This window comes from Leadbetterella byssophila DSM 17132 (assembly GCF_000166395.1).
GTDB lineage: Bacteria > Bacteroidota > Bacteroidia > Cytophagales > Spirosomataceae > Leadbetterella > Leadbetterella byssophila.
This window is the reverse complement of sequence record NC_014655.1, coordinates 1,939,381-1,963,212: the sequence shown is the minus strand read 5'-3', so window position 1 is coordinate 1,963,212 and position 23,832 is coordinate 1,939,381. Positions and strand designations below refer to the sequence as shown.

The window sequence follows — 23,832 nt, the reverse complement described above, 5'->3', positions numbered from 1 at the left end:
TTTAAGAAAGCTGTATAAGGCTTACTTTTTTTAGTAATCTTCTGACAATTTTTAGGATCAATTTAAGTTGAGTTCAAAGAATTGATAATGACTAGTTTGTAAGTATTCCTACATTTCTGGAAGAGCTCTTGAACGTTTTTTACCCCACTTTCGACTGAATTTTCCCCCATCTTAGGGATTTCATAGCCCTAATTTTGCTCCATCTTTTAACCTATATTCAACCTCTACAGAATGTCAAAAAGTTTTACCCCATTGCGGAGCTACGGCTTCGTCCTAGTGCTTTGGTTGGCCTGTTGTAGTGCCGCCCTCGCACAAATTACTGTTAGCGGGAAAATCCAACATGAAGATCAGTCGCCTGCTGCGGGTGCAGTAGTCTCGGTGAAAGGATCGAATTCCTCTGCTTTGGCAGATGCTGAGGGAAATTACCGCATTGCTGCTCCCGGAAACGGAGTCTTAATCTTTAGCCTCGTGGGAACCGTCTCACAGGAAGTACCCATCAATAATCGTTCAGTTATCAATGTAACATTAGCAGAAGATGTTGCTACCCTGGACGAAGTAGTGGTGGTAGGTTATGGTACCCAGAAGAAAGTGAACCTGAGCGGTGCAGTAGCGCAAGTAGGAGGAGAGGCGCTTATGAACCGTCCTGTGGCTAATGCTACAGGAGCTCTTCAGGGTGTATTGCCGGGTGTAACCGTATTCAGAGGAAGCGGTCAACCGGGTGCTGAAGGTTATGGTATCCGCATCAGAGGTTTTTCATCTGCTAATACCACCAGCGCATTAGTACTTGTAGATGGAATTCAAATGGACTTGAACCTAGTAAACCCAGATGATATTGAGTCCATCTCCGTACTTAAAGATGCTTCAGCATCTGCTATCTATGGTGCTCGTGCTGCAGGAGGGGTGGTTTTAGTTACTACCAGAAAAGGTGCAGCAGGAAAAACCAGAATCAATTTCAATTCTTACTATGGTATTAACGCCACGGCCCGTCAGCCACAGAGACTAAACTCATGGGACGAGCAAATGCTGATTGATGAATCCAGAATCAATGCTACCGGTAACCCGGAATTCAGTGCAGAGCAGATGGAGTGGCTAAAGAATTCTAACTTCTCCGTTAGGCCAAACCCTACCCAAGACAGATGGGAGTACTTTGGGAATAACAACTGGCTGAAAGAAGGTATGGATAAGTATAATTCCATGCAAAACCATACCCTGTCCATCAGTGGTGGAAATGACAAGACGAATTATCTAGTATCAGGAAGCTACTACAAGAGAGACGGTGTGCTAAGATATGGTCCAGATGATAACTCTAGATACAATATCAAGACCAATATCAATACCGAGCTGAACAAGTACATGAAGTTGGAGATCGTGGCGGGTTACACCGGATCTGTAGTGAACGAGAACGCGTACGGAACGGAACAAATCATCAACAGATTATATAGAAGTAGGGCTAGACAAAGCTTGTACGTTCCTGAAGAAGATATCACTGGCCAGCCTTATAATGGAGACTTGCAGATTAATGCTGTGGATATCGAGAAGAATGCGGGTTTAGAGCAACGTATTTACGAGTCGTTTACCGGCAAGGTGAACTTAAAAATACACAGTCTGGTAAAAGGTTTGAGCTTTGATCTTTCCGCATGGAGAAATCAAGACTATTATTCCATGGAGAATGATAGCAGAACCCTCCTTTGGTACGGAAGAACCACAAATACCGTTCGTTTCCGTATCAATGACCCCAATACGAAGAGAATGGTGAAGAACAGAGGTTACCACAATAACCTCCAAGGGGTAGTCAACTATGACTTTACAGTAGCAGATGCACATCACTTCACCTTATTAGGTGGTGCTTCGTATGAAGATTATAAGAAAGACGAGTTCTCTGCAGGGGCTCAAGGCATGATCACGAATGATTTCTTCAGTTTCAACTTCGCCGATCCTCTTACTAAGACCAATGGAGACAACAATGCTTCATGGGCCATGGGATCTGTATTTGGAAGAATGAACTATGATTATCGCGAAAGATACTTATTAGAAGCTTCATTTAGATATGACGGTAGTTCAAGGTTGGCTCCGTCTAACCGTTGGCAACTATTCCCTTCCTTCTCTGCAGCCTGGAGATTGGATCAAGAGGAATTCATGAAGGATCAAAGCCTTTTCTCCTCCTTTAAGCTGAGAGGATCTTGGGGACAATTAGGTAACGGAGCAGTATTGGGTCTATATGATTATATCGCCTTATTAACCAGCGGTTTGACGCAGTCCGGAAACCTAGTGTTCAATGATACTCGTACACAATATCTGTATCAATCGCAATTAGCATCTCCTCAAAAGACCTGGGAGACGGTTGAACAAGTGAACGGAGGAGTTGACGTAGGCTTCTTAAAAGAAAGATTACGTTTGACGGCTGATTACTATGTGAAGCGCAATAAAGACATGTTAGCTCAGCTTAACCTTCCTAGCCTTATCGGAGTGTCCGTGCCTGTGATGAATATTGGTGAGTTGAAAAGTTGGGGCTGGGAATTGGATTTGAGATGGAGAGACAGAATTAACTCTAAAATGGATTATAGGATAGGTTTCAATATTTCGGATAACCAAAATGAACTGGTGAAATACGATGGTCTGAACTCTATAGGAAGTGGAGGGGTCATTCCTTTGCTTGAAGGATATCCATTAAACTCCGTATGGGGTTATAAGACAGATGGCTTCTTCCAAACCAATGAAGAATACCAGGAATACAAGAAAACGGTATCCACTCCATTCTTCCCGAACAATGCAGGTGCCGGGGATATCAAATACTTGGATTTGAACGGTGATGGTGTGATCTCTGCCGGAGATGCTACCCCTGAAAGCTCGGGCGACCTAGTTTACTTGGGCACTACTAATGCTCGTTACACCTATGGTGTGGATTTAGGTCTGAACTGGAAGAATTTTGATATTTCTGTCTTCTTCCAAGGTGCCGCTAACAGGAAGTTCTTGATTAACGAGGGTACTTTATCTCCTATGCTAGGAACGGCAGATATGCCATGGACTATACACATGGATCGCTGGACACCGGAAAACCCGGACGCTTACTTCCCTAGAATGTATCAGACCAGTGCGCATAACTATAGACCATCTGACCGTTGGGCTCAGAATGGTAACTACTTGAGATTAAAGAATGTGCAAGTGGGGTATAATGTACCTATGAAGACTCAGAAGATCCAAAGGCTTCGCGTGTACTTCTCCGGACAGGATCTATGGGAACAAACTAAGGTGATGAAAGTATTTGATCCGGAAGTAGGAAATAACGTAAGTGCTACCACTTATCCTTTCTACAGATCGTATTCTTTTGGTTTGAATCTTACTTTCTAAAAACTATGACAATGAACAAGATAAATAAGATTTTACTAGGTGTAAGTCTTCTAGTTTTAGGAGGTTGTGACCTGGACAGATTCCCGGAAAGCCAATTCACGGATGCCGCTTTCTGGAATACAGAATCTGATTTAATGAATGCTGCTAACCGTCACTATCAATTGTTGACCGGATTCCAGCTAGATAACAGAGGGGACGATAACGTTAACCAAACGGCGAACAATATCAGCAACGGTTCCAGGAATATTCCGGCCACTAGCGGTGATTGGAGTAATGCTTACAGAGATATTTTCACAGCCAATAATATACTGGAAAAAGGAGTGAAAGCTCAGGTAGCAGAATCTGTAAAGAACAGGTATTTCGGAGAAGCTCGCTTCTTCCGCGCTATGGCTTACTTTGGATTGGTACAGAAGTATGGAGACGTGCCTTTGGTACTAAAAACCTTGGATATCGATTCTCCGGAATTAAGAAGTCCTAGAAGTCCGAAAGAAGAAGTGCTTCAAGCTATCTATGATGATCTGGATTTTGCTGCTCAGTGGCTACCTGGACACCGTCAGCTGCCTGCTGCACAGTACGGACGTGTAACAAAGAGCTCAGCTCTGGCTTTGAAGGCAAGAGTGGCTTTATATGCAGGTACTCGCGCTAAATTCCATAATGATGGAGATGGGCAAAAGCATTTGAGAATTGCTGTAGATGCTGCTCAAGCAGTGATAGCTCAGGGGCATAGCTTGTATCCTAGTTATCACGGTCTATTCCAACACGAGGCTGAAGGTCCAAATAACACCGAGAACATTTTCGTGAAGATCTATGGGGTGAGTGTATCGAATCTGATCGTGGGACATAGCTATTCCAGAGATATGGAGAACGGCAGAAATGCACCTACACGTAATTTGCTTCGCCAGTATCTGTATGCGGACGGTTTACCAGCATATACTACAGAAAATCAGCCCTCAAGTACTCGTTCCTCCTTCTTTGTTCCGGAAAAAGACGAGTCATCCTATAATACCATCTTTGAGAACAGAGATCCACGTTTAGGCATGACCGTTTTTAAAGCAGGTGAGGATGCGTATAAAGGTCCTTGGGTGCCAACTACCACCCTTGGCTCCAGAACAGCTTATGCAGCTAAGAAAGGTTTTAACCTAACCGACTGGCAAACGGCAGGATCTGGAACTGTAGATAAGATCCTAATCCGTTACGGTGAAGTGCTATTGATTCTAGCGGAGGCAAAGTATGAATTAGAAGGCCAAATCTCAGATGCAGATCTTAACCTTACCATCAATGCTTTGCGTAAAAGAGCAGGATTCAATGTCATGTTAACGAATGAATTTGTAATTAACCATAACCTAAACATGCGCGAGGAGATCCGTAGAGAGAGGACGGTAGAGTTAGCCTTGGAAGGGTTCCGTTATGACGATCTGATCAGATGGAAAACTGCAGAAATTCATCTTCCAGGCCAACTCCTCGGCGCAAAATTCGTAGCAGCGGATTGGCCAGGAGCTGATCCTTCCACCTTGAGAATCAACGGAGAGGGTATATTGGTGACGGAAGATACTAACGTACGTACTTTCAAGCCGGGAAGAGATTATTACTATCCCATTCCTTTACAAGAGATCACCTTAAGCGGTGGAAAGGTTACACAGAATCCTAATTGGCAATAATCCCATCTTAGAACAATGAAAATTTTACATATTATCCTCAGTTTAGCTCTCTTTGTAGGACTTAGTTCCTGTGAAGACAAGTCGTACCCCTCTGGACTAGAGGAGTTTGACCACCACTATTACATTGTGTATGTACCCAATAATAATAGTGCAGTGACCGTGAAGAAGAATCAAACGGAGTTATTAAAACTTCCCGTACAGTTTTATTCTTCATTTACCCGCCCATATGATGCGGTGGCAAAGTATACACTAGTACCTAATGCAGCGAATCCCGCTGTGGTAGGAGTAGATTTTCAGATCGTTGACAATCAAGGCAACGCTATTCAACCTGACGGGCAAGGGAAGTACAGCATAGTCTTCCCTCAAGCCAAAAAAGCTACAGATACCGTTTATGTGAAGCTTTTGAATAACCCTGCTCCGGGAAGGAGAATTGTTGACATCAATTTTGAAGATCATATTTCTACAGCGTACAGAGTAGACATATTCTCCACTGCATTTAAACGCACTCTAAATATCGACTAATGAAGAAGAAAATATTCCTGTTCTTACTTAGTGCCCAGATCTCCTGGGCACAAAAAATAGACCTTGCAGAAACTGTTCGTTTTGCTGAGTATCAGATGTCCATCATGGTGAAGGAGGCCGCGGGTAAGTCGGCTGGGAAAAAGGTATCACCCAGGACCTTGGATAAAAATGGTGAGCTGGAATTGGTAGCTCCGGGAGATTGGACCAGTGGATTTTATCCGGGAGTTCTTTGGCAGTTGTATCATTTCACCGGTGAACAGAAATGGAAAGAGGAAGCGGAGAAGGCTACTGAGAAGCTGGAAAAAGAACAGTTTAATGGAGGCACTCACGATATGGGCTTCAAGATGTACTGCAGCTACGGAAAAGGATGGGAATATACAGGTAATGAGTCTTATAAGCAGATCTTGGTTCAGTCTGCCAAGACTTTAATTACCAGATTTAATCCCGTGGTAGGGTGTATACGCTCCTGGGATCACAATAGAGATAAGTGGGATTACCCGGTAATCATCGATAATATGATGAATTTAGAGTTGCTGTTCGCAGCAACTCGCTTTACCGGGGATTCAACCTATTATAAGATCGCGGTGACACATGCTAACACTACCTTGAAGAATCATTTCCGCCCGGACGGTAGCACCTATCACGTAATTGGATATGATCCGGTGACCGGAGAGGTGAAACAGAGACACACTCATCAGGGGTATCAGAACGAATCTACCTGGGCCAGAGGGCAGGCATGGGCGCTCTATGGATTCACTATGTGTTATAGAGAAACAGGTGATCCGGCTTACTTGAAAAAGGCCGTAGAGACGGCCAACTGGTTCCGCAAACAAGCCAGATGGCCTAAGGATAATGTTCCTTACTGGGACTTTAATGCTCCCGGAAATGATCAACCTAGAGATGCTTCGGCAGCAGCCATCATAGCCTCTGCACTATACGAATTAGATAAGTATGCACCTAAAAAAGCCAAATATGCCGCTTTTGCAAATGATATAATGAAGAGTTTAGATGGTTCGTATAGAGCGCCGAAAGGGGAAGCACATGGTTTTTTGTTGCTTCACAGCACAGGACATTTACCTCATAACTCAGAAATTGACGTGCCTATTATTTATGCCGACTATTACTTCCTTGAAGCTTTGGGAAGAAAAAAAGAATGGGGTAAATAAGCGTGTGTAGGTCGTTTTTAGCGATATTGTCCAACTTTTTGGTACAATATTTATGCTTCGATATTTTGTAACCTTCCTCCATGTAGCTCTTATCTTTTGGATAAGTAATCCTGCATGGGGGCAGGGTACAGTCAGATTTACTAAGATAGGTTTAAAAGAAGGCCTCTCCCAAAGTAGCGCTTTCGCTCTATGTCAGGACTATTTAGGTTTCATGTGGATAGGAACCCGTGATGGGCTAAATAGATATGATTCCAGAAAATTCTTCACTTACCGGAATGTCCCAGGGGATAGTACAACCCTAACTGATAATTACATCTTATCCTTACTGGAAGACTCAAAAAAGAACCTGTGGGTAGGAACACGTACCGGGCTAAACCGGTATGATAGGTCCAAAGACAAGTTTGTTCGGGTTGCTTTACCCACCCTTAATGCTTCCCAATACCCCATGGTATGGGCCATTTCAGAGGATAAGGATGGACAATTATGGGTCAGTACTAATCATGGTTTGTTCTGTTTGTCGGGTTCCAAAAAGGAATTGGTTTATGATATAAGTTATCATGAAGGGTTACCTGATGGCTGTAACAATGTCTTTACCTTTCTTCAAGATCATGACAAAGATATATGGATAGGTACGGGCAATGGCGTACTTCAATTCAAGCCTTATGTTAAGGGCAAAAGGCTAAGTTTATTCAGGCATTATAAGAAAGCTCCGGGGGTACTGAACAGCGATGAAGTAAGGGTGGTAGTGGAGGCAAAAGATGGTGTATATTGGTTTGGTACCAAAGAAGGAGGTCTAAATGTATTTGATATGGCAAAGAATGAATTCCAGTATTGGATGCATAGACCTGAAGCTAAAGGAAGATCTCTTGCAGGAAATGATGTAAGATCCATCATTAAAGATAGGTTCGGAGGGTTTTGGATAGGCACTATTAATGGCTTGAATTATTACACCGAGAAAGATGGGTTCCAAACCTTTACGGCTAGCGACTTCGATCCATTTTCCATAAGTAATAATTCCATAAGACCCATTTATCAGGATGCTAGAGGATCTGTGTGGGTAGGTACTTTCTTTGGAGGAGTCAGCGTTTATGATCGTCATCTACCTATTTTTCATCATCAATTTTACAGCCCGTATTACCCTAGTTTGAGCTACAATGTAGTAGGGGGCATCTTGCAAGACGAGAGAGGAAATCTCTGGATAGGTACGGAAGGCGGTGGCCTAAACTATATGGAGGGGAATCAGTTTAAGCACTATAAACATGATCCCACTGTTCCGGGCACGTTAAGTCACAATCACGTAAAAAGTCTTTACTTAGGAAAAAACGGGGATCTGTGGATAGGCACCTACAACGGTGGCTTAAATATCCTCAAGAAGGGTAGTTCCGCCTTTTTACATTATAAAAATGATCCTAAAGATCCCGGTTCATTGGCCAATAATAATGTTTATGCTATAAGGGAAGATAGGTCGGGTAATATCTGGTTAGGTACGTACGGAGGAGGGTTGAGCCTTAAGAGGGCGGGAGATGCCATGAGATTTGAGCACTATCAAGCGGGCAAAGCAGGAGAGTATCATCTAAGCTCTGACTTGGTACGTATGGTTTATGTGGATAGCAAAGACAATCTTTGGGTAGGTACAGAATCCGGTTTGAACCTCAAGAGAGCCGGTCAAAAAGCCTTTGAAGTGTTTCGATATGATCCAAATGATAGCAAAAGTATAAGCGGAGATGTTATCATCACCATCTTTGAAGATGCAAAGAAGCGCATCTGGTTAGGTACTTACAAGAACGGCCTGAACCTATACGATGAGAAGACCAAAACCTTTAAGAGATTTACTGAGAAGGATGGCTTAGCAGGCAATAACATCTTTGGAATCTTAGAAGACAAAGGTCTGCTTTGGATAAGTACAAATAACGGTATATGCAGTTTTGATCCTGAGACAGGCAAAACACAGATTTACAATAGCAAAGACGGCATAGGGGGAAATGAGTTTTCAGTGGGTGCATATCTAAAGGCCAGAGATGGGAAACTGTATTTTGGTGGAACCCATGGTTTAACCTCCTTCTATCCAAGTAGTATCCATCCTAGCACCTTTGTTCCCACCTTAGTTTTTACAGATTTTAAGCTTTTCAATGAATCTGTAGTTCCGGGAGATGAAAAGATCTTAAACAAACCTATTTCAATAACAGATACGGTCGTTTTAAATCACAAGCAGAACATCTTTACTGTGGAGTTTTCTGCTATCAATTTTATCTTGCCTGAGAAGAACAAATACGCGTACAGATTAGAAGGTTTAGAGGAGCAATGGAACTACGTGGATAATCCTACAGCCACCTACACGAACCTGAATGCAGGAACTTATACCCTTTTAGTGAAGGGGTCCAGTAATGACGGCATTTGGAACGAAGTTCCGGGTAGATTGACCATTAAAATCCTTCCTCCACCTTGGAAAACCTGGTGGGCGTATACACTGTATGGCCTATTGATTGCAGGAAGTATTTATTTGATTGTCAAATATACAAAGATTAAAAGTCGCCTAGAGCATGAGTTAGCTTTGGAACATCTGGAAAATGAAAGACAAAGAGAGATCAACGAGATCAAGTTAAATTTCTTTACCAGTATTTCCCATGAATTCAGAACACCTTTGACCTTGATACTAGCTCCTGTCCAACATATGCTTTCTCAAGGGAATCTGGATGAGAGTTCAAAGAAACTAATGACCACGGTGAAGAATAATTCCTTGCGACTATTGAATTTGGTCAATCAACTGCTTGATTTCCGTAAGCAGGAATCCGGTACCTATACTTTGAATAAGGCGCATCAGGACATGAGTTCATTTTTGGACCAAATTGCCATGGAGTTTACGCATTATGCTAAGGAGAGAGGAATAAACTTTTTTTATGAAAAGCCGTATTCTACCATGATGGTGGAGGTAGATAGAGATGAAATGGAGAAGGTGATTTATAATCTACTTTCAAATGCCTTCAAATTCGTACCCTCTTACGGAATAGTAAAAATGGATATGGAGGTAGAGGCCCCGTCAAGAGATTTCCCTGAGGGCTCAGTTGTCATCAGGGTCTGGGATAACGGACCCGGAATCCCGGAGGGTGAGAGAAGCTCCATTTTTGACTTCTTTTACCAGTCGGGTAACCACTCCGGTTCCGGAATAGGTTTAGCTCTGGCTAAGAACATAACAGAACTTCATGGAGGGAAAATAAGTGTGGATAGTTGCACAGAAGATGTAACCTATACCTGCTTTTCCGTACACTTACCGTCCAGTACGGTTTCATTTGTAACCTTGGAACCCACCATAAAAATAGAAAGTACCTCTTCAGAGGAGCCGGAAGTGTTCACGGAAAACGGAAAACCTATGGTCTTGATCGTGGAGGACAATGAAGAGATCCGACAAGTCATTTCCCAAAGTTTAGAAAAAACTTATGCCATTAATGAAGCGGCTAACGGGCAGGAGGGATGGCAAAAGGTAAGAAGTCTACTGCCAGATTTAGTGATTACAGATATCATGATGCCGGTAGAGGACGGTATTACTTTGTTAAGAAATATCAAGCAAAATTTAGAGACGAACCATATCCCTGTATTGTTATTGACGGCTAGAACAGCCATGGAAAGTGTGATAGAGGGCTTACAATCCGGCAGTGATGATTATCTCACCAAACCCTTCCATCCGGAGGTGTTATCCTTAAAGATTAGGAATATCTTAGAATCAAGAGAGCGATTTCGGAGGAAGTTCATACGGGATTACGTGCTAACCCCTGCAAATGAAGTGGAGGAACCGGATCAGGTGTTTCTCAAGAAGGTCATCAGCTTGATAGAAGAGAATCTTGCGGAATCAGAATTCAACGTGAACACCTTGGCCAGGGAATTGAGCATGAGCCGACCGGTACTGTACAGAAAGCTCAAACAATTGACAGATTTGAGTGTGATAGAATTGATTTCACTTCTCCGACTGAAGAAGGGTGCGCAGTTGCTCTGCCAAGAAGATGCGAAGGTCAGTCAGGTGGCGTACCAGATCGGCTTTAGTGATCCCAAGTATTTCAGCAAATCTTTCAAGAGTCACTTTGGCTTATCTCCTACGGAATATGCAGCTCTCTCATCTGATGAGCAAGCGGAATTGATTCACTTGAAGTTTAAATAGTGTCAATTGAACAATTTTTACCTCCAAAGCAAACGAAAATTGCCCCTTGTTTAGGGATGAGGGAGAATATCTTTGCGCTCAATCTTAAATAAAAATCGGATGAAGAAAATAAGTGCACTAGTGCTGTTCCTAATGTTTTTTTGCCTTGAATCTAAGGCGCAGTGGCTTTGGGATGTGAAGAAGATGCAGGAGATTAAGCGTCAGATCAAGAACTATACTCCAGCCTATAAGAAGTTAATTTCAGATGCAGATCAAGAGCTAAAGAAAGAGCCCTATTCTGTGACGTATAAGAAGGGAATTGCCCCGAGTGGAGTGAAGAATGATTATGTAAGCTTGAGTAGATACTGGTGGCCAAATCCCGAGACCACAGATAAGCTTCCTTACATTTACAAGGATGGGCAATCCAATCCGGAATTGAACGAGTATGACCGTAACACTTTAGGGAAGATGTGCGCATCGGTGAATACTTTGGCATTGGCCTATTTCTATTCAGGAAATGAAAAGTATGCGAAAAAGGCATCTGAATTCTTACAGGTGTGGTTCATGGATCCTGCCACGAAAATGAATCCGCATTTGGAGTACGCCCAGTTTATACCGGGGAGAGATGGGTCTAAGGGTCGGCCGGAAGGATTGATCGATTCTTATTCCTTTGTGGATATGTTAAATAGCTTGCAGTTAATGAAGGGTTCCAAATACTATACAAAGGAACTTCACAGTGGCTTGCAACAATGGTTTTCTGCTTTAGCACAATGGTTTCAAACCAGCAGCCAAGGGATTAGGGAAGAAGCTGCAAAAAATAATCATGCTACTTCGTATGATTCCCAGATGATGGTTTTCTATCTGTTTGCAGGAGAAGAGGCAAAGGCCAAAGCTATTGCGGAGGCTTTCCCGAAGAAGAGGATAGACACACAGATAGAGCCGGATGGAAAGCAGCCGCACGAGTTGAGAAGGACATTAAGCTATCATTATTCTTTATATAACCTGGCGCATATGTTTGACGCAGGAGTGATGTCAAAGGCTTTAGGAGTAGACTTCCTCAATTATGTATCTGCAGATGGTAAATCCTTTTATAAGGCTTTGGATTATCTAGTAGGTTATGTAGGTAAAGAGCTGCAGGACTGGCCCTACCAGCAAATTAGCGGTTGGGAAGAAAAGCAGCAAGAGACTTGTTTGAATTTGCTAAAAATTGTATCATTTTTCCCCGAAAAACAGCAGTATCAAGAGGTGATCAAGAAGCACTTTAAGTTTGAAGGAAACGAAAGGTTTGTTCTTTACTATGGAAAACCGATAGAGTGAGTATTTTGGGTGGTTTTTGAGGTTGCTTTAGATCTTGGTGCTTTTTAGCTTAAGTACAATACCGGAGGAATAAATTTTTCGGAAGAATAAGTGTTATTTACGCGGGTTATTTTGAGCAGTATAATACTAAATATCCTAAATTTTTAGTTCTTAGTCTTTAGTCCAAAAAGCCTTCGCCATTTTGGTAGCTCTTCCATAGATGTTAAATAATGCTCCATTTTATAAGCGTAAAATATCTGACCTTTAAATCAGAGGGCATTGCGCAACAATATTTAATTTTGCTGGGAAAATACAGAAAAGAGATGAAGAAGGTTTTGGGAATAGGTTTGATTGCGTTGACAATGATGGGCTGTGAGGATAAGGATCCGTATTTAAAGACATTACAAAAGTGTAATTTAACGGGTTGGGCTGTAGCGGGTACCTTAACTAATGTTCAAGGATTTATAGTCAAAGATGCTGATTCAAATTACTATATTGAACCCATTAGTATAACCACCGGTTCAGATCTCTATCCTTGCAATTTACCTGAAGAATACAAAAAGGATCAATCCCTGATCCGGTTTTCCGGGAACATCATGACACAACCCAATAATGATGCATCCTTTGAATTAACCTCGATAGAATTAGTTACTTACGGAAATCAGTAAAAAAAGGCCTCTGGCTTTTTAAATTGACAATTAACAATTAACAATTTCGGATCCATTTGTATTATTTATGAGGGTGATCATGTCAATACTAAATGTTTCTAAATTTTTAGTTCTTAAATATTAAATAAAAAAAACAGCCCGCCAAGTGGCGAGCAGTTTTAAAATCCCTCATAATAAGATGTTCGCTATAAATTGTAGTAAGTCGTACGGAGATGATTTAATCTTGGCTATATCGTCAGTGTTTAATTGAATGGCTACGCTAATGTCTTTGTCGGGAAAATAGGCGGCGTCAGTGAGGTAGCCGGGGAACCAACCGCTATGCCCATAGCTCTCTCCCAGAGTTCCTGAGGGTCTGATCTGAATACCTAAACCATATCCGTGATTTTTCCCCGTCTTTGCAGGAACCTTCTTCTTCATCTCTGCCCTTATCTCCGGGCTGATTTCTTTAAGGTTATACAAGGCCTTTGCCCAATATGCCAAATCCTGAACTTGAGACACAAATCCTCCTCCCATCCACTCAAACTGAGGATTGAATACTAACTGCCCTTCTTTCACCATGGCTCCGTGAAAAGGGAAAGGAGAATTAGCTCTGCCATATCCCGTTGCTAAATGCTCAAAGGACATACGCAACGAAGGCTCCGTCCTGCTTAATCCATACGGCTGAATAAATGCCTCTTGTACCCACTCGTACATAGGTCTTCCGCTGATCTTCTCCAGTATATAACCTAATAGGATGAAGTTGGTATCTGAATAGCCCCATTGGCTACCCGCTTCAAACAATGGCTTACGATCAAAAATGTATTTGAACGTATCATAAGGCTTAAAACTCCTCTCTGGATCAGCTTTGACTAGTTCCATAAAGTTTCCCAAAGTATAATACTCTTCAATGCCTGAAGTATGATTCATCAGCATACGCATGGTTACACTATGGGCATTAGGCAGGCGGCTAAACCATGGTTCATCTCCCAGGTATTTGGATATCTTGTCGTCTAGTGAAAAAACGCCTTCCGAAGCTAATTTTAATGCCGCTGCTATAAAAAGGGTCTTTCCGTTTGAGCCTGAAAGCATCCTACTTTCCGTACTCATGGGCGTTTTTGATAGGGAATCTGCCCATCCACTTGCCACGATGATCTTCTCATTATTAGGAAGTATTGCACAGAAGGTTATTCCCGGGAATCCGTTTTGGTTTTGGAGGGAGTCCAACTTATGCTGGATCCTCTTTTGAAAGTCCTGTGCCTGCACCGCAAAAGCGAACAGACACAGGTATATAAACCCTAATCTTTTCATTTTTTAAAATAATGTTTCTGGTAATCGTTTTTATCCGGTTCGCCATAGGTTACTTCGGCTGATGGATCTTTACCTAAGGTAAACACTACTGAGCTGAAAGTAAAAGCTCCGCCTCCCTCTCTATACGGAACGCAGATCGGGAAAATGGGGTCTTCTTTGGAACGAAGGATATCCTTGATGTTTTCCGCAGTCAATTTATTTTCAAACTTTTCTAAGAACTTGTGCACTCCTGCCAGACGCGTATTACTATTCGCTTTCCTAGAGCCATCTAGCATTTTCTTTCTGGTTTCTACTCTCCAAGGCTTGATGTCTTCATTCACTAGGGAGTGGTTTGTGTGGTAAACTAATTTCCTTTTGTGAGGATTAAACTCTTCCACTCGGTTAGCAGATGCTTCAAAGGTGTACACTTCTTTGTTGGTACCTATCAGGTAGTTCTGCCCCGTGGCATGTTGAACATAATGAACAAAATCCAAGGCTTCTTGTGCCGTCTTTTTGCTTAGGATACCTCTGAAAACGAAGGTTACGGGAAGCCCTTCTACGGAACTGTTTACATCTGTAAGTGCATTAATGACCAACGATAAATTCTTATTCATGCCTGCGAAACCTAAGAATCCAGCGCAAGACATGATGTACTGTTCCGGTGTCTGCTTGTCGCCCTGAATATGCAACAGCACCTGATATCCCTGCATGTAGTTGTCAATGTCTACATTCTGTGCTACTATGGTAGGTTGATCTGAGGATTTCGCTACTCCTACGGCAGTACATTTGTTTTTCTCCTGATTCTCGTTTTTTACCCTATCCAAATGCGCCCAATACTCGTCGATTAGGTTAAAGGCAAACACATCTTCTAAACTCTGTCCGGATCCATCTGCTATGCCTTTGATTTCTTCGTATATGTCTGGAGTCCAGGTTTGGATGGAATTTAGGAATCGTGTGCTCTCCAGGAAGGTTTTGATCACTTCTGATGCATCCTTACCTGAATCTTGTTGGAGACTAGCTTTCCATTTAGTAAATACCTCAGCAATTTGAGGTTTTAGTTGTTTCCCGTGCTGAACCCCTCTTTCATACGGGGTTCCGCTGAGATGTATGATCTGTGCACTTATGGTTTGGGTGATAAAAAGTAAAAAAATAAGCTTTTTCATAATTCGTATAAGATTAAGTACAAAATTAAATGGGAGTAGAAAAGGTGTATTTTAGAATGTTGTGATGGCATTGAAATTTGATGCGAAATGCTACTTTTGTATTTAAACCCTAATAAAAAACAGTTAATGCGTGTAATCATAGTAGATGATGAGCATATTGCCCGTACCAGAATTTCAAATTTAATCAAGAAGTTAGACGGTGTAGAAGTGCTGGCAGAATGCGGAAACGGTCAATTAGCCATCAAGGCCATCAATGACCTTCAACCTGATCTGGTCTTCCTAGATATCAATATTCGGGATATGGACGGTTTTCAGGTTTTGGAACAGATTCAAACCAAGCCTTATATCGTATTTATCACTGCTCATGAAGACTTCGCTTTGAAAGCTTTCGAATATGAGGCGTTTGACTATCTAGTAAAGCCTTTTTCTGAAGAAAGGTTTTATAAGACAGTGAACAAGGTGCTCAAATTGGAAGAATCTGAACACTTGAAGAAGATTGCTATTAAACAGGGGCATAAAACCTTTTTGATCCCTACGGAAGAGATCAATTACATCCTAGCTTCCGGGGTTTATGTGGAGATATATACAGATAAGGGGAAGTATGTACACAGAGAAACATTAAATCATCTGGAGCAACAGTTGAATCCTCAATATTTTGTTCGTGTACATCGATCAGCCATTGTCAATATTACGGCGGTGAAGGAATTAGTACATTCTGAATATTCCGGTGTAGATGCGAGGATGAAAGACGGCGTACTAGTGAGCGTGAGTAAGACCCAAAAGAAAATATTTCTAAGCAAGATCAAGTGAAAGAGTTCTTTTCAAAATATTACGATAAGAGATTATCTCTCATATTGGTGGGTTTCTACCTGATCACCGTGGCTTTGAATCTGTTCAAAGTTTTTATGGTGGCGTATTTAAAAGATGCCCCCCTGGCTTTGGGTAAGGATTTTCATTATCAGATCTATGTCATTGACATCGTATTGGTCATGCTCATCATGCAGGTGATAGCCATGCACACTAAGCGACTGATCTTGAGAAAGACCCCATGGAAGAAGATTCTTTTGTTCCATTTTGTTTTGGCCATCTTTATTGGGGTCATCATTCAGGGGGTAACTGACTTCTATAGGATACAGTTTGGGATAATACCGCATTATGACTTCAAGGTCAGCTTACGTAATTTTCTAAGTGTGATAGATGTAAACTTCTTGGTGTATTTTGCCATGATCTTTATCATTTACACTTACTTCTATTTTAATATCATTCGTGCCAATGAGATTAAGCAGAGCCAACTGGAGTCACAGTTGGTCACCACAAAGCTGAACACCTTAAAGACCCAGATGGAGCCCCACTTTCTCTTTAATACCCTGAATGCTATCATCGGGCTCATAGACATAGATAAGAAGAGGGCTCAAAATACCCTGATCGATCTCAGTTCCCTTTTGAGGATGCTGACTAAGAAGACCATGGAGCATGAACATAGGCTAGACCAGGAGCTAGAGATGGTGAACCACTATATTGATATATTAAAAGTACGCTTTGAGGATGAATTGGAAATAGATGTAGAGGTGGCTGATCACCTTTTGGATAAAAAAGTGCCGACCATGCTATTCCAGCCCTTGATTGAGAATGCTATAAACCATGGATTTGCCCAATGTTCAGGACAGTTTCAGATAGGTGTGCGAGGATTTGAACAGGGAGGCAAGATGGTTTTTGTAGTGGAGAATAACGGAAATCCCCTTCAAGAGAATGCACCTAGTAGGCAGACAGGTGTAGGAGTGTCCAACCTTCAACAGCGTTTGAAGAATCTTTATGGCAGCCGCGCAACGTACGTCTTACGGAACAAGGAGCAAGGGGTGGAGAATGTGATTGAGATACCTTTGTAAGTTATTTCTAGTTTTGGTTATTTTGAAATAGTTCTTCTACCGCTGCTACTATTTTCTTCTGCCAAAGGAAAGTGTTTTCCTCTACGCTTATTTGTAAAATGTGGCATTCCTTGGTATCCAAGTGTTTGTTCTCTTCTTTCTGGAAATAGGCGCCGCTGAGCTTTCTGTCCGTGCCGGGGTAGATCAAAGCCGCCGTATTAGCCTGGAAATATTCTTGGTAGACATACATTTGGCGCAGGTCATCGGCTGATGGACCTTCTCCATTTAAGTATTTCCATTTGGTGTCTAAGACTACGGTACTGGATCTTCCATGAATAAGAATGTCTGGACGAAGGGAGGAGCTTAGGGAACCCGTCGTAGATTTCCAGAACTTTTTATTTACTTGTCCGCTTACCGTATAGGATTTCAAGTTTCTTTGAAGCAAACGAAGTACAAATTGTTCCCAAAGTGCATTCATATCAAACATCAGTGCCAGCACATGCTTATGGCCCTGACTGATGTCAGGGTGGTAGTTTAGCAGTAAGAGTTCTGCTATTTCCAGCGCTGGCCGGTACAGTAAGGATTTTCGGTCTTGGGGCAAGCGTTCAAAAGTGCTGGGTGTCACTTTGATGGGTTTTTGCTCTGGAAAATGGAGCAAAAGGTTTCCTATTCGCGCATGAAGTAAGGTGTTTCTATTGAGGTTCTGAACTACCTTTAAAGCAGTATAAAGTACTTGGTGCAGGAGGTGATGGAGCGTGTAATTGAAGGTTTGTATATAAAATCTTTCTTGATGCACCAGGTTATTTTGGATGTGTTTGGTAAAGGCCAGTTTGCCTTTTAGTGCTACGGTGTTCCGTTCTTCTCGGCGATACTTTTTGATTAAACCATAGTGAATTAATTTTTCTAATTCGAAGACGTAGAGTTCAAAATACAAATCCAGAACGGAATGGTGTTTTATTTTCAAATGAGAACTGCCGGCATCTCTAACGGAAAAACCCCACACTGTGCGTAACATCTGAATGAGAACCTTTTGCCATAGGGTTTCTTGGCCATTGCCGGAGGATATATCTGCTTTAGGTAAGATCTCAATAAGTGTATTTCCTACCTGCAAAACGCCAACATAGGAACAAAACTTTACACCGTTTCTAATGAGTGTAAAAAACGGAGAATAGTTTCCATAGAAACGGAGTAGCGCTTCATATTGGTCCTGGGATAGATCTTTCCCCACCAGAAGTTTCTGGTGTTCGTACACGGTGATGTGTTTATTTTCTACCTTAGTCATTATTCATCAAAGCTGCTAGGGCATAAGCGAAACTCTCCTCGGTGTTTTGTATGATCTCGTAGACCGGTTTTGCGGCCAGATCTTCAACATAATCGTAAGGGAAATCAGCAAAAAGCGCTTGTTCATTGTGTTTTAAACGAACAAATCCCTTGCCTAGAACTAGACCTATTTTACCATAATCACCAAAGAAATACTCTTGAAGTAGGGGAATGATGTTCTTGTAAAAGGAAGAAATGATGCTCGATTCGTCTTTTCCTATAAAGTAGGCATGGCCTATGCAGTGCTCGCGGTCCAGTAGTTTCTCTATTCTAAGATTGATGGTCTTCAAGACTTCAGAGGCGGAGTAGCCATAGATAGTGTAGTCCAATTCATTTATGTCCGGATTAGGCAGCATTTCTTCAAAAGTAAATCTCCTACGAAGGGCCGTATCCAGTGCTTCTACGGAGCGGTCTGCCGTATTCATAGTGCCTATCAAGTGGAGATTAGCAGGAACAGAAAACTTCTCTTTACTGTAGGGGAGAGTGACCTCTAAAGCTTCTGCTTGGCCGGCTCTTTTGGAATCTTCTATTAGGGTAATTAATTCTCCAAAAATGGCTGAGACATTGCCGCGATTGATCTCGTCTATGAATAAGGCATACTTATTCTCTGGGTCTCTCCTAGCTCGCTCAGCTATGCGTTTAAATACACCGTCCTGAATTCTGAACCGTAGCGATCCTTCGCTGTCTTCCTCTATAGCCGGTTTTATTCCTTCTATAAAATCCTCATAGGAGAAGGATTGGTGGAAGGTTATGAACTCATAGTTCTTTATCTCTTTGTCTGGGGAAACCTGATAGTTCTTATATTGTTCATATAGCTCCTGAGCCTCAGGATATTTTTCCTGCAGGTCTGGGTGTGAAATGCTCCAATAGGAATCACCGTCTTTTTCAAAGTATAAAGGTTCGCTTCTCTCTTTTGTGTTTACAAACTCATTTGACCTGACGGTATGGCTTTGGAGTTGCCCCCAAAGTGTAGCTCTTACTGTTTTGGAAGAGGAAATGCTGGCTTTGGATCGTACCAATTCGTGTTCGTAGATGTCTTGCACTTTTGCTTTTCCAAGTTCCAGTAATGCTAGGGTGATAATCTGCCACCAAGTGAGATTACTCACAAAGTCAGCCAAGAACTGCTCGCGGGTTTGAGCACTCTGCTTAACGGTAAATTGTTCAAAGTAGTCTCGTTTTAGTTTGTATGTTTTTCCGGTACCCGGAGGGCCAAAAAGTATAAGGTTCAGGGGCAGGGATTTTGATGACCGTGGTTTCATTTGATTTACCGGATCAGGGGTGATATGAGATGTTTGTTCGTTTTTATATTTTTTTATTCTGTCAAACCCTTTCTGAATAAGTACTTCAAAATTTTCTTTACTTATTCTTTCTGCTTTAAAATTTGGATATGCCGCCTTTACCATTTTAATGTTCTCATCTACTAGTGGAAGGAGGGTATTAAGTTGGCTATCTATGTCGCGGAACATTTCCTCAACTGTATCGTAGCTGGCCTTAATGGGCTTTAATTTGTAATTAAATATTTTAGCTCCTGGCTTTATCGTACTAATAAGGCCAAATTTTGCTTCTAAAATAGGGAGGAGGTTTTCAATGAGTTTCAAGGCCGCTTTATTCTGAAGGTCATCAGGGGCCGAGGTTTGTATGAATTCGAAATAGTAAACATAGGGAGATCGATCTTTTGAGTAGGTGAAATTCAACTGTATGAGTTCCCCGTTGGAGCCAGGATATCCAACAGGAATAAACCAAAAGGTGGTTCCGAAATAGTTGGAATTTTCTGTACCTGTGAAGTAATCACCTTCAGCCCCTTTGCTAATTTTTCTTCGTATGCTAAAAGTGAATCCTGTTGCTTTATACTTAGAATAGAGCCAGTCAAAAACGGCTTTTTCGTAATCTTTGTACGCTAACATAGGTTTAAATCTTCTGTGATAATGATAGGGATGAAGATAAAGTTATAAAAAAAGTTGATAATTGGCATTTTTGTCCTACCAAGAAGTAGCTACCAAAAGAGCGCCAATTTGCTTTTTTACCCCTTCTGCAACACCGGTGTATTCATATAATGCATCATTACAAGCTGAAATAAGGTCGTCAATGAAATATTTACGACCAGGGTTGCTAAAACACTGGTCTAAAGCATGATACCTTATTGTAGCATGTTTATTTGTTGCCACTACTTCGTTTGTTTTATTTTACTTTCTTCTATTTTCTCCAGCAACTCCGTTCGCACTAATTCAAAAGCGGTTGCCTGGTCGTATTTTTCTGTTGGCCGTATGAGGGCTGCTATGTCTCCAATAAATTCATCATCCTGCATTTTGGCTTCTATGTTTTGCAGATAAACCTTTTGCGTAGGTGGTTCATCTACTACAAAATCCATATAGGCATGATAGCATTGCAATAGGGCGTCTTTATCCATACCGGGCACTTGCACCAGTGCCTTGTACATATCGTATAAATCACGGCCTTTTCTGCGTTGGTATAAGGCCCTGAGTTTTGTACCCAGCAGTTCTTCTAATTGGTAGGTGGTGATGTTGCAGGCACCAGTAAACCAAGAGGAATTTACCTGAAAGGGAAATTGCTGGTAGCCCAATACGGTGAAGTGTTCCCGGCAATTGGTTTCTACTTTGAGTCGGAGGTTTTGAACCGGAGGGAACTCAGATTCAAAGCGGTATTTTAGTGTGTTGTTGTTGGCCTTTTGAGCCACAGTACAATCGCCTAAGAAGGATAAACGAGCTTGAAGACGCTGAATGGTTTCCTTTATCGGCTCAGGCCGAATTTGAACCAAATCAATATCCTCAGAATATCTGGGCTGAGGCTGTAAATACAATTTGTGCAAAGCCGTCCCCCCTCTGAATGCTAAACTGGATGCTAACCATTCATCTGAAAAGATTTCTACCAAGGCACGGCAAATCACCAAGTCTTGCTCCACCTGTTCGTTGGTTTGCTAAGGCACCTGATTGGCCCATTCTGTTATGTATGCCTGTGGTATCATTCGTCAAGTTCTATTGTAGTGTTTAGGATTACTTTCCATCTTTCGTCTGATGCAAAACCTTTGGCCGGAGCTGAGGCTTTCAAGGGTATCCGAAACAAAGGGGCATTGTTGTTTTGCAAGGCCATGTATAAGGCGTTGGCCAGCGGCTGATTGTCAAATACTTTATCCAGCAAATAGCCCAAACGCTGCAAGGCAGTTACCGGAACATGCTGCAGCAGATTAGCATCAAATGCATTAGGTTGAATACTTTCGGCTAATTCAGCCAAAACGGTGGCCACCCTGTTGATGCCACCTACCCGTTTGGCATACTGTATCAGATCGGTGGCGGTTAGGGCAGGGTTTGAAATTTTTAAGTATCCGGCCTCGGTTTTTCGGGTGTCTAATAGTGTTGCCGGTATTTCTTTTTTGCTGATGTAGTTAACCTTCAACCCTTTTTTCTGCGTAGGCCGCAGCACAGGAAAACCGGTAACCACAAAAAACTCCTGTGGCTGCTGGTGCGATGCTCCATGATAGGCGGCTGCGTTTAACAAAGCCAGGTAATATGGCCGGTCTAATTCCTTCATAAACGCATCTAAAAACAAGGTGGGGGGAAGGATTCCCTTTGACCTGTATTGGGGCGGTATGATGAGGTAATATCCTTTGTGGATGGAAATAATCTGCTCTTTATCTACCAGCCTTTTCAAGGCAAACTTATTGGCCGTATCTGACTGTTCAGGAAAATCCGCACGGAACTGGTGCAGAGCAAAAGCATATTTACCCTTTGCCAGCAGGTGGTTTACCCAATCTTCTGCACTCTTATATTGCCTTGAATCTTCCAAGAGAGTAATTTTTTGCGAAAGGTAGTGAAATCCGCTACCTTTCGCAAATGTTTTCTCTTTTTTCCTTTGTTTGATTCTGGTAGGATTTTGGGATTTCAGGATTTTAAGGAAACTAAGGGCTAACTGCCCTTAAATTGGGCAGGATGTAGGTTGTTTCAACAGGTCTGCCTGAACCTGCGAAAGGGCAAACATTAGCTTACCCTTTCTTGATTTCCCTTAAATTCTTAGTTTCCTTTGCATTGGGATTCAGGTAATGGTCTTGCTTTTCCCTATGAATCAGCCCTCGTTTGCAGAAGTCGGTAATGTAGCCTTCGGCTGTTTTATTGGGTATGGACATAGAGGCGGCAATTCTCAGGTACTCCTGCCTGTTGAAGCTGGCAGGTAGGGCATCCAGATACCGTTCCTTTTGGTTTTTACGCTTGGGCATTGGTGCATCTTGGGGTAGTTCAGAAAATACCTTACTAGCATGTTTCACCAATACCCCGACCACCTTTAACGTAGTTTGAAAGTCTCTTTCCTCACAAATGATGTGTTCCGGTAAATCACCATGTTCCATAATCCGCAAAGCGGATAGGATCATGGCAATACGGAAGGCTATCAAACCCAAACGCCTGATTGTTGCCATGTATTCAAGCCCCTGCAAGCTGAGGTAGGTGTTTTGTATTTGCTCAAAGAAGGCCTTGAAGTGCTCCTGCTGTTCTGCCGTAAGGCAGAACAGTATTTCAGGGTTTGCCATCAGGGTTTGGTACAGATCAAGAAAGTATTTCGTTCTACTGCAAGCTTTTCGCAACAGTAAACATAAGGTTACTAAAATGGTAAGGAATTCACAACTTGGCCGTCTCTCGAAGCCAAATACAAGGCGTTGCGACAGTAATCATAAAGTTACTAAAAATTGAAAGGAATTCACAACTAACTCCAGAAGGGTACATCGACTGGATAAGTTGCGACAGTAATCATAAAGTTACTAAAAATTGAAAGGAATTCACAACGTATTATTTCTAATTATCCTGAGTCCAAAGGTTGCGACAGTAATCATAAAGTTACTAAAAATTGAAAGGAATTCACAACGCTAACTTTGCAACTGCAAGTAATTCTTGCGTTGCGACAGTAATCATAAAGTTACTAAAAATTGAAAGGAATTCACAACAAAATGCTCGACGTCCTTACCGTCTGCCCCGTTGCGACAGTAATCATAAAGTTACTAAAAATTGAAAGGAATTCACAACCAATTAAAGACGGCACCTTTAATAACTCCGTTGCGACAGTAATCATAAAGTTACTAAAAATTGAAAGGAATTCACAACCTCGCCGAAAAGCTGGAATTTGATAGAGAAGTTGCGACAGTAATCATAAAGTTACTAAAAATTGAAAGGAATTCACAACGTGTCAAAGTAGATTGAGCCGTCAGCATTCGTTGCGACAGTAATCATAAAGTTACTAAAAATTGAAAGGAATTCACAACATCACAAGAAAAATTAATCCGGAGGAGAATGTTGCGACAGTAATCATAAAGTTACTAAAAATTGAAAGGAATTCACAACAACCGCTTTGTATATATACCCTTGCACTGTGTTGCGACAGTAATCATAAAGTTACTAAAAATTGAAAGGAATTCACAACTCTATGTCTG

At 41.8% G+C, this 23,832-nt stretch carries 17 protein-coding genes and 1 CRISPR repeat array (1 of these 18 only partly in view); of the genes, 9 read left to right on the top strand and 8 right to left on the bottom strand.

Annotated elements, in window-relative coordinates; genetic code table 11:
• Nucleotides 1–231: 231 nt before the first annotated feature.
• From LBYS_RS09290 to LBYS_RS09260, 7 genes are all read left to right on the top strand, one after another.
• Entirely contained in the window at nucleotides 232–3,348 is a 3,117-nt protein-coding gene (locus LBYS_RS09290) for a SusC/RagA family TonB-linked outer membrane protein (protein ID WP_013408622.1), read from the top strand.
• An 11-nt stretch (nucleotides 3,349–3,359) separates the two neighbouring features.
• Complete coding sequence (locus LBYS_RS09285; RefSeq protein ID WP_013408621.1) at nucleotides 3,360–5,006, top strand: RagB/SusD family nutrient uptake outer membrane protein; 1,647 nt, start codon at nucleotides 3,360–3,362, stop codon at nucleotides 5,004–5,006.
• Nucleotides 5,007–5,021: 15 nt separating this feature from the next.
• On the top strand, nucleotides 5,022–5,528 hold the full coding sequence (locus LBYS_RS09280) for a hypothetical protein (protein WP_013408620.1): 507 nt from the start codon (nucleotides 5,022–5,024) through the stop codon (nucleotides 5,526–5,528).
• Nucleotides 5,528–6,694, top strand: coding sequence for a glycoside hydrolase family 88 protein (locus tag LBYS_RS09275; RefSeq protein ID WP_013408619.1), 1,167 nt, complete (start codon nucleotides 5,528–5,530; stop codon nucleotides 6,692–6,694). Before LBYS_RS09280 ends, LBYS_RS09275 begins: the two co-directional genes overlap by 1 nt.
• Nucleotides 6,695–6,746: 52 nt before the next feature.
• Nucleotides 6,747–10,844 (top strand): two-component regulator propeller domain-containing protein, encoded by a 4,098-nt coding sequence (locus LBYS_RS09270; protein WP_013408618.1) that lies wholly within the window; start codon nucleotides 6,747–6,749, stop codon nucleotides 10,842–10,844.
• 99 nt (nucleotides 10,845–10,943) lie between these two features.
• Entirely contained in the window at nucleotides 10,944–12,140 is a 1,197-nt protein-coding gene (locus tag LBYS_RS09265) for an alginate lyase family protein (RefSeq protein ID WP_013408617.1), read from the top strand.
• Nucleotides 12,141–12,349: 209 nt separating this feature from the next.
• Complete coding sequence (locus LBYS_RS09260) at nucleotides 12,350–12,787, top strand: hypothetical protein (protein ID WP_013408616.1); 438 nt, start codon at nucleotides 12,350–12,352, stop codon at nucleotides 12,785–12,787.
• 168 nt (nucleotides 12,788–12,955) lie between these two features.
• Here the strand turns inward: LBYS_RS09260 and LBYS_RS09255 are convergent, their stop codons facing one another.
• Together LBYS_RS09255 and LBYS_RS09250 are read right to left on the bottom strand one after the other, a co-directional pair.
• Nucleotides 12,956–14,074, bottom strand: coding sequence for a serine hydrolase domain-containing protein (locus tag LBYS_RS09255; protein WP_013408615.1), 1,119 nt, complete (start codon nucleotides 14,072–14,074; stop codon nucleotides 12,956–12,958).
• Nucleotides 14,071–15,216: a C45 family autoproteolytic acyltransferase/hydrolase gene (locus LBYS_RS09250; RefSeq protein WP_013408614.1), complete on the bottom strand. Its 1,146-nt coding sequence runs from the start codon at nucleotides 15,214–15,216 to the stop codon at nucleotides 14,071–14,073. Before LBYS_RS09250 ends, LBYS_RS09255 begins: the two co-directional genes overlap by 4 nt.
• Before the next feature lie 126 nt (nucleotides 15,217–15,342).
• On the opposite strand from LBYS_RS09250, the gene LBYS_RS09245 reads away from it, so the two are divergent.
• Together LBYS_RS09245 and LBYS_RS09240 are read left to right on the top strand one after the other, a co-directional pair.
• Nucleotides 15,343–16,026, top strand: a complete 684-nt coding sequence (locus LBYS_RS09245) for a LytR/AlgR family response regulator transcription factor (RefSeq protein WP_013408613.1) — start codon at nucleotides 15,343–15,345, stop codon at nucleotides 16,024–16,026.
• Nucleotides 16,023–17,102 (top strand): sensor histidine kinase, encoded by a 1,080-nt coding sequence (locus tag LBYS_RS09240; RefSeq protein ID WP_013408612.1) that lies wholly within the window; start codon nucleotides 16,023–16,025, stop codon nucleotides 17,100–17,102. The genes LBYS_RS09245 and LBYS_RS09240 overlap by 4 nt, the downstream gene beginning before the upstream one ends.
• A gap of 7 nt (nucleotides 17,103–17,109) precedes the next feature.
• Here the strand turns inward: LBYS_RS09240 and LBYS_RS09235 are convergent, their stop codons facing one another.
• The 6 genes from LBYS_RS09235 to LBYS_RS09215 form a co-directional block, all read right to left on the bottom strand.
• Nucleotides 17,110–18,363: an McrC family protein gene (locus tag LBYS_RS09235; protein ID WP_013408611.1), complete on the bottom strand. Its 1,254-nt coding sequence runs from the start codon at nucleotides 18,361–18,363 to the stop codon at nucleotides 17,110–17,112.
• A complete protein-coding gene (locus LBYS_RS18280; RefSeq protein ID WP_013408610.1) occupies nucleotides 18,356–20,305 on the bottom strand; it encodes an McrB family protein in 1,950 nt (649 codons plus the stop codon). The genes LBYS_RS09235 and LBYS_RS18280 overlap by 8 nt, the downstream gene beginning before the upstream one ends.
• Before the next feature lie 75 nt (nucleotides 20,306–20,380).
• Nucleotides 20,381–20,566, bottom strand: coding sequence for a hypothetical protein (locus LBYS_RS20030; RefSeq protein WP_013408609.1), 186 nt, complete (start codon nucleotides 20,564–20,566; stop codon nucleotides 20,381–20,383).
• Entirely contained in the window at nucleotides 20,566–21,321 is a 756-nt protein-coding gene (locus tag LBYS_RS09225) for a nucleotidyl transferase AbiEii/AbiGii toxin family protein (RefSeq protein ID WP_013408608.1), read from the bottom strand. Before LBYS_RS09225 ends, LBYS_RS20030 begins: the two co-directional genes overlap by 1 nt.
• Before the next feature lie 59 nt (nucleotides 21,322–21,380).
• Nucleotides 21,381–22,202 carry a type IV toxin-antitoxin system AbiEi family antitoxin domain-containing protein gene (locus LBYS_RS09220; protein WP_013408607.1) on the bottom strand — a complete coding sequence of 274 codons (822 nt, stop codon included), beginning with the start codon at nucleotides 22,200–22,202 and terminating at the stop codon, nucleotides 21,381–21,383.
• A gap of 196 nt (nucleotides 22,203–22,398) precedes the next feature.
• Nucleotides 22,399–22,938 carry a DUF3987 domain-containing protein gene (locus LBYS_RS09215; RefSeq protein ID WP_041823557.1) on the bottom strand — a complete coding sequence of 180 codons (540 nt, stop codon included), beginning with the start codon at nucleotides 22,936–22,938 and terminating at the stop codon, nucleotides 22,399–22,401.
• Between the two features lie 125 nt (nucleotides 22,939–23,063).
• Nucleotides 23,064–23,832: direct repeats of the CRISPR family, unit length 49 nt; unit sequence GTTGCGACAGTAATCATAAAGTTACTAAAAATTGAAAGGAATTCACAAC (it continues 541 nt past the right edge of the window).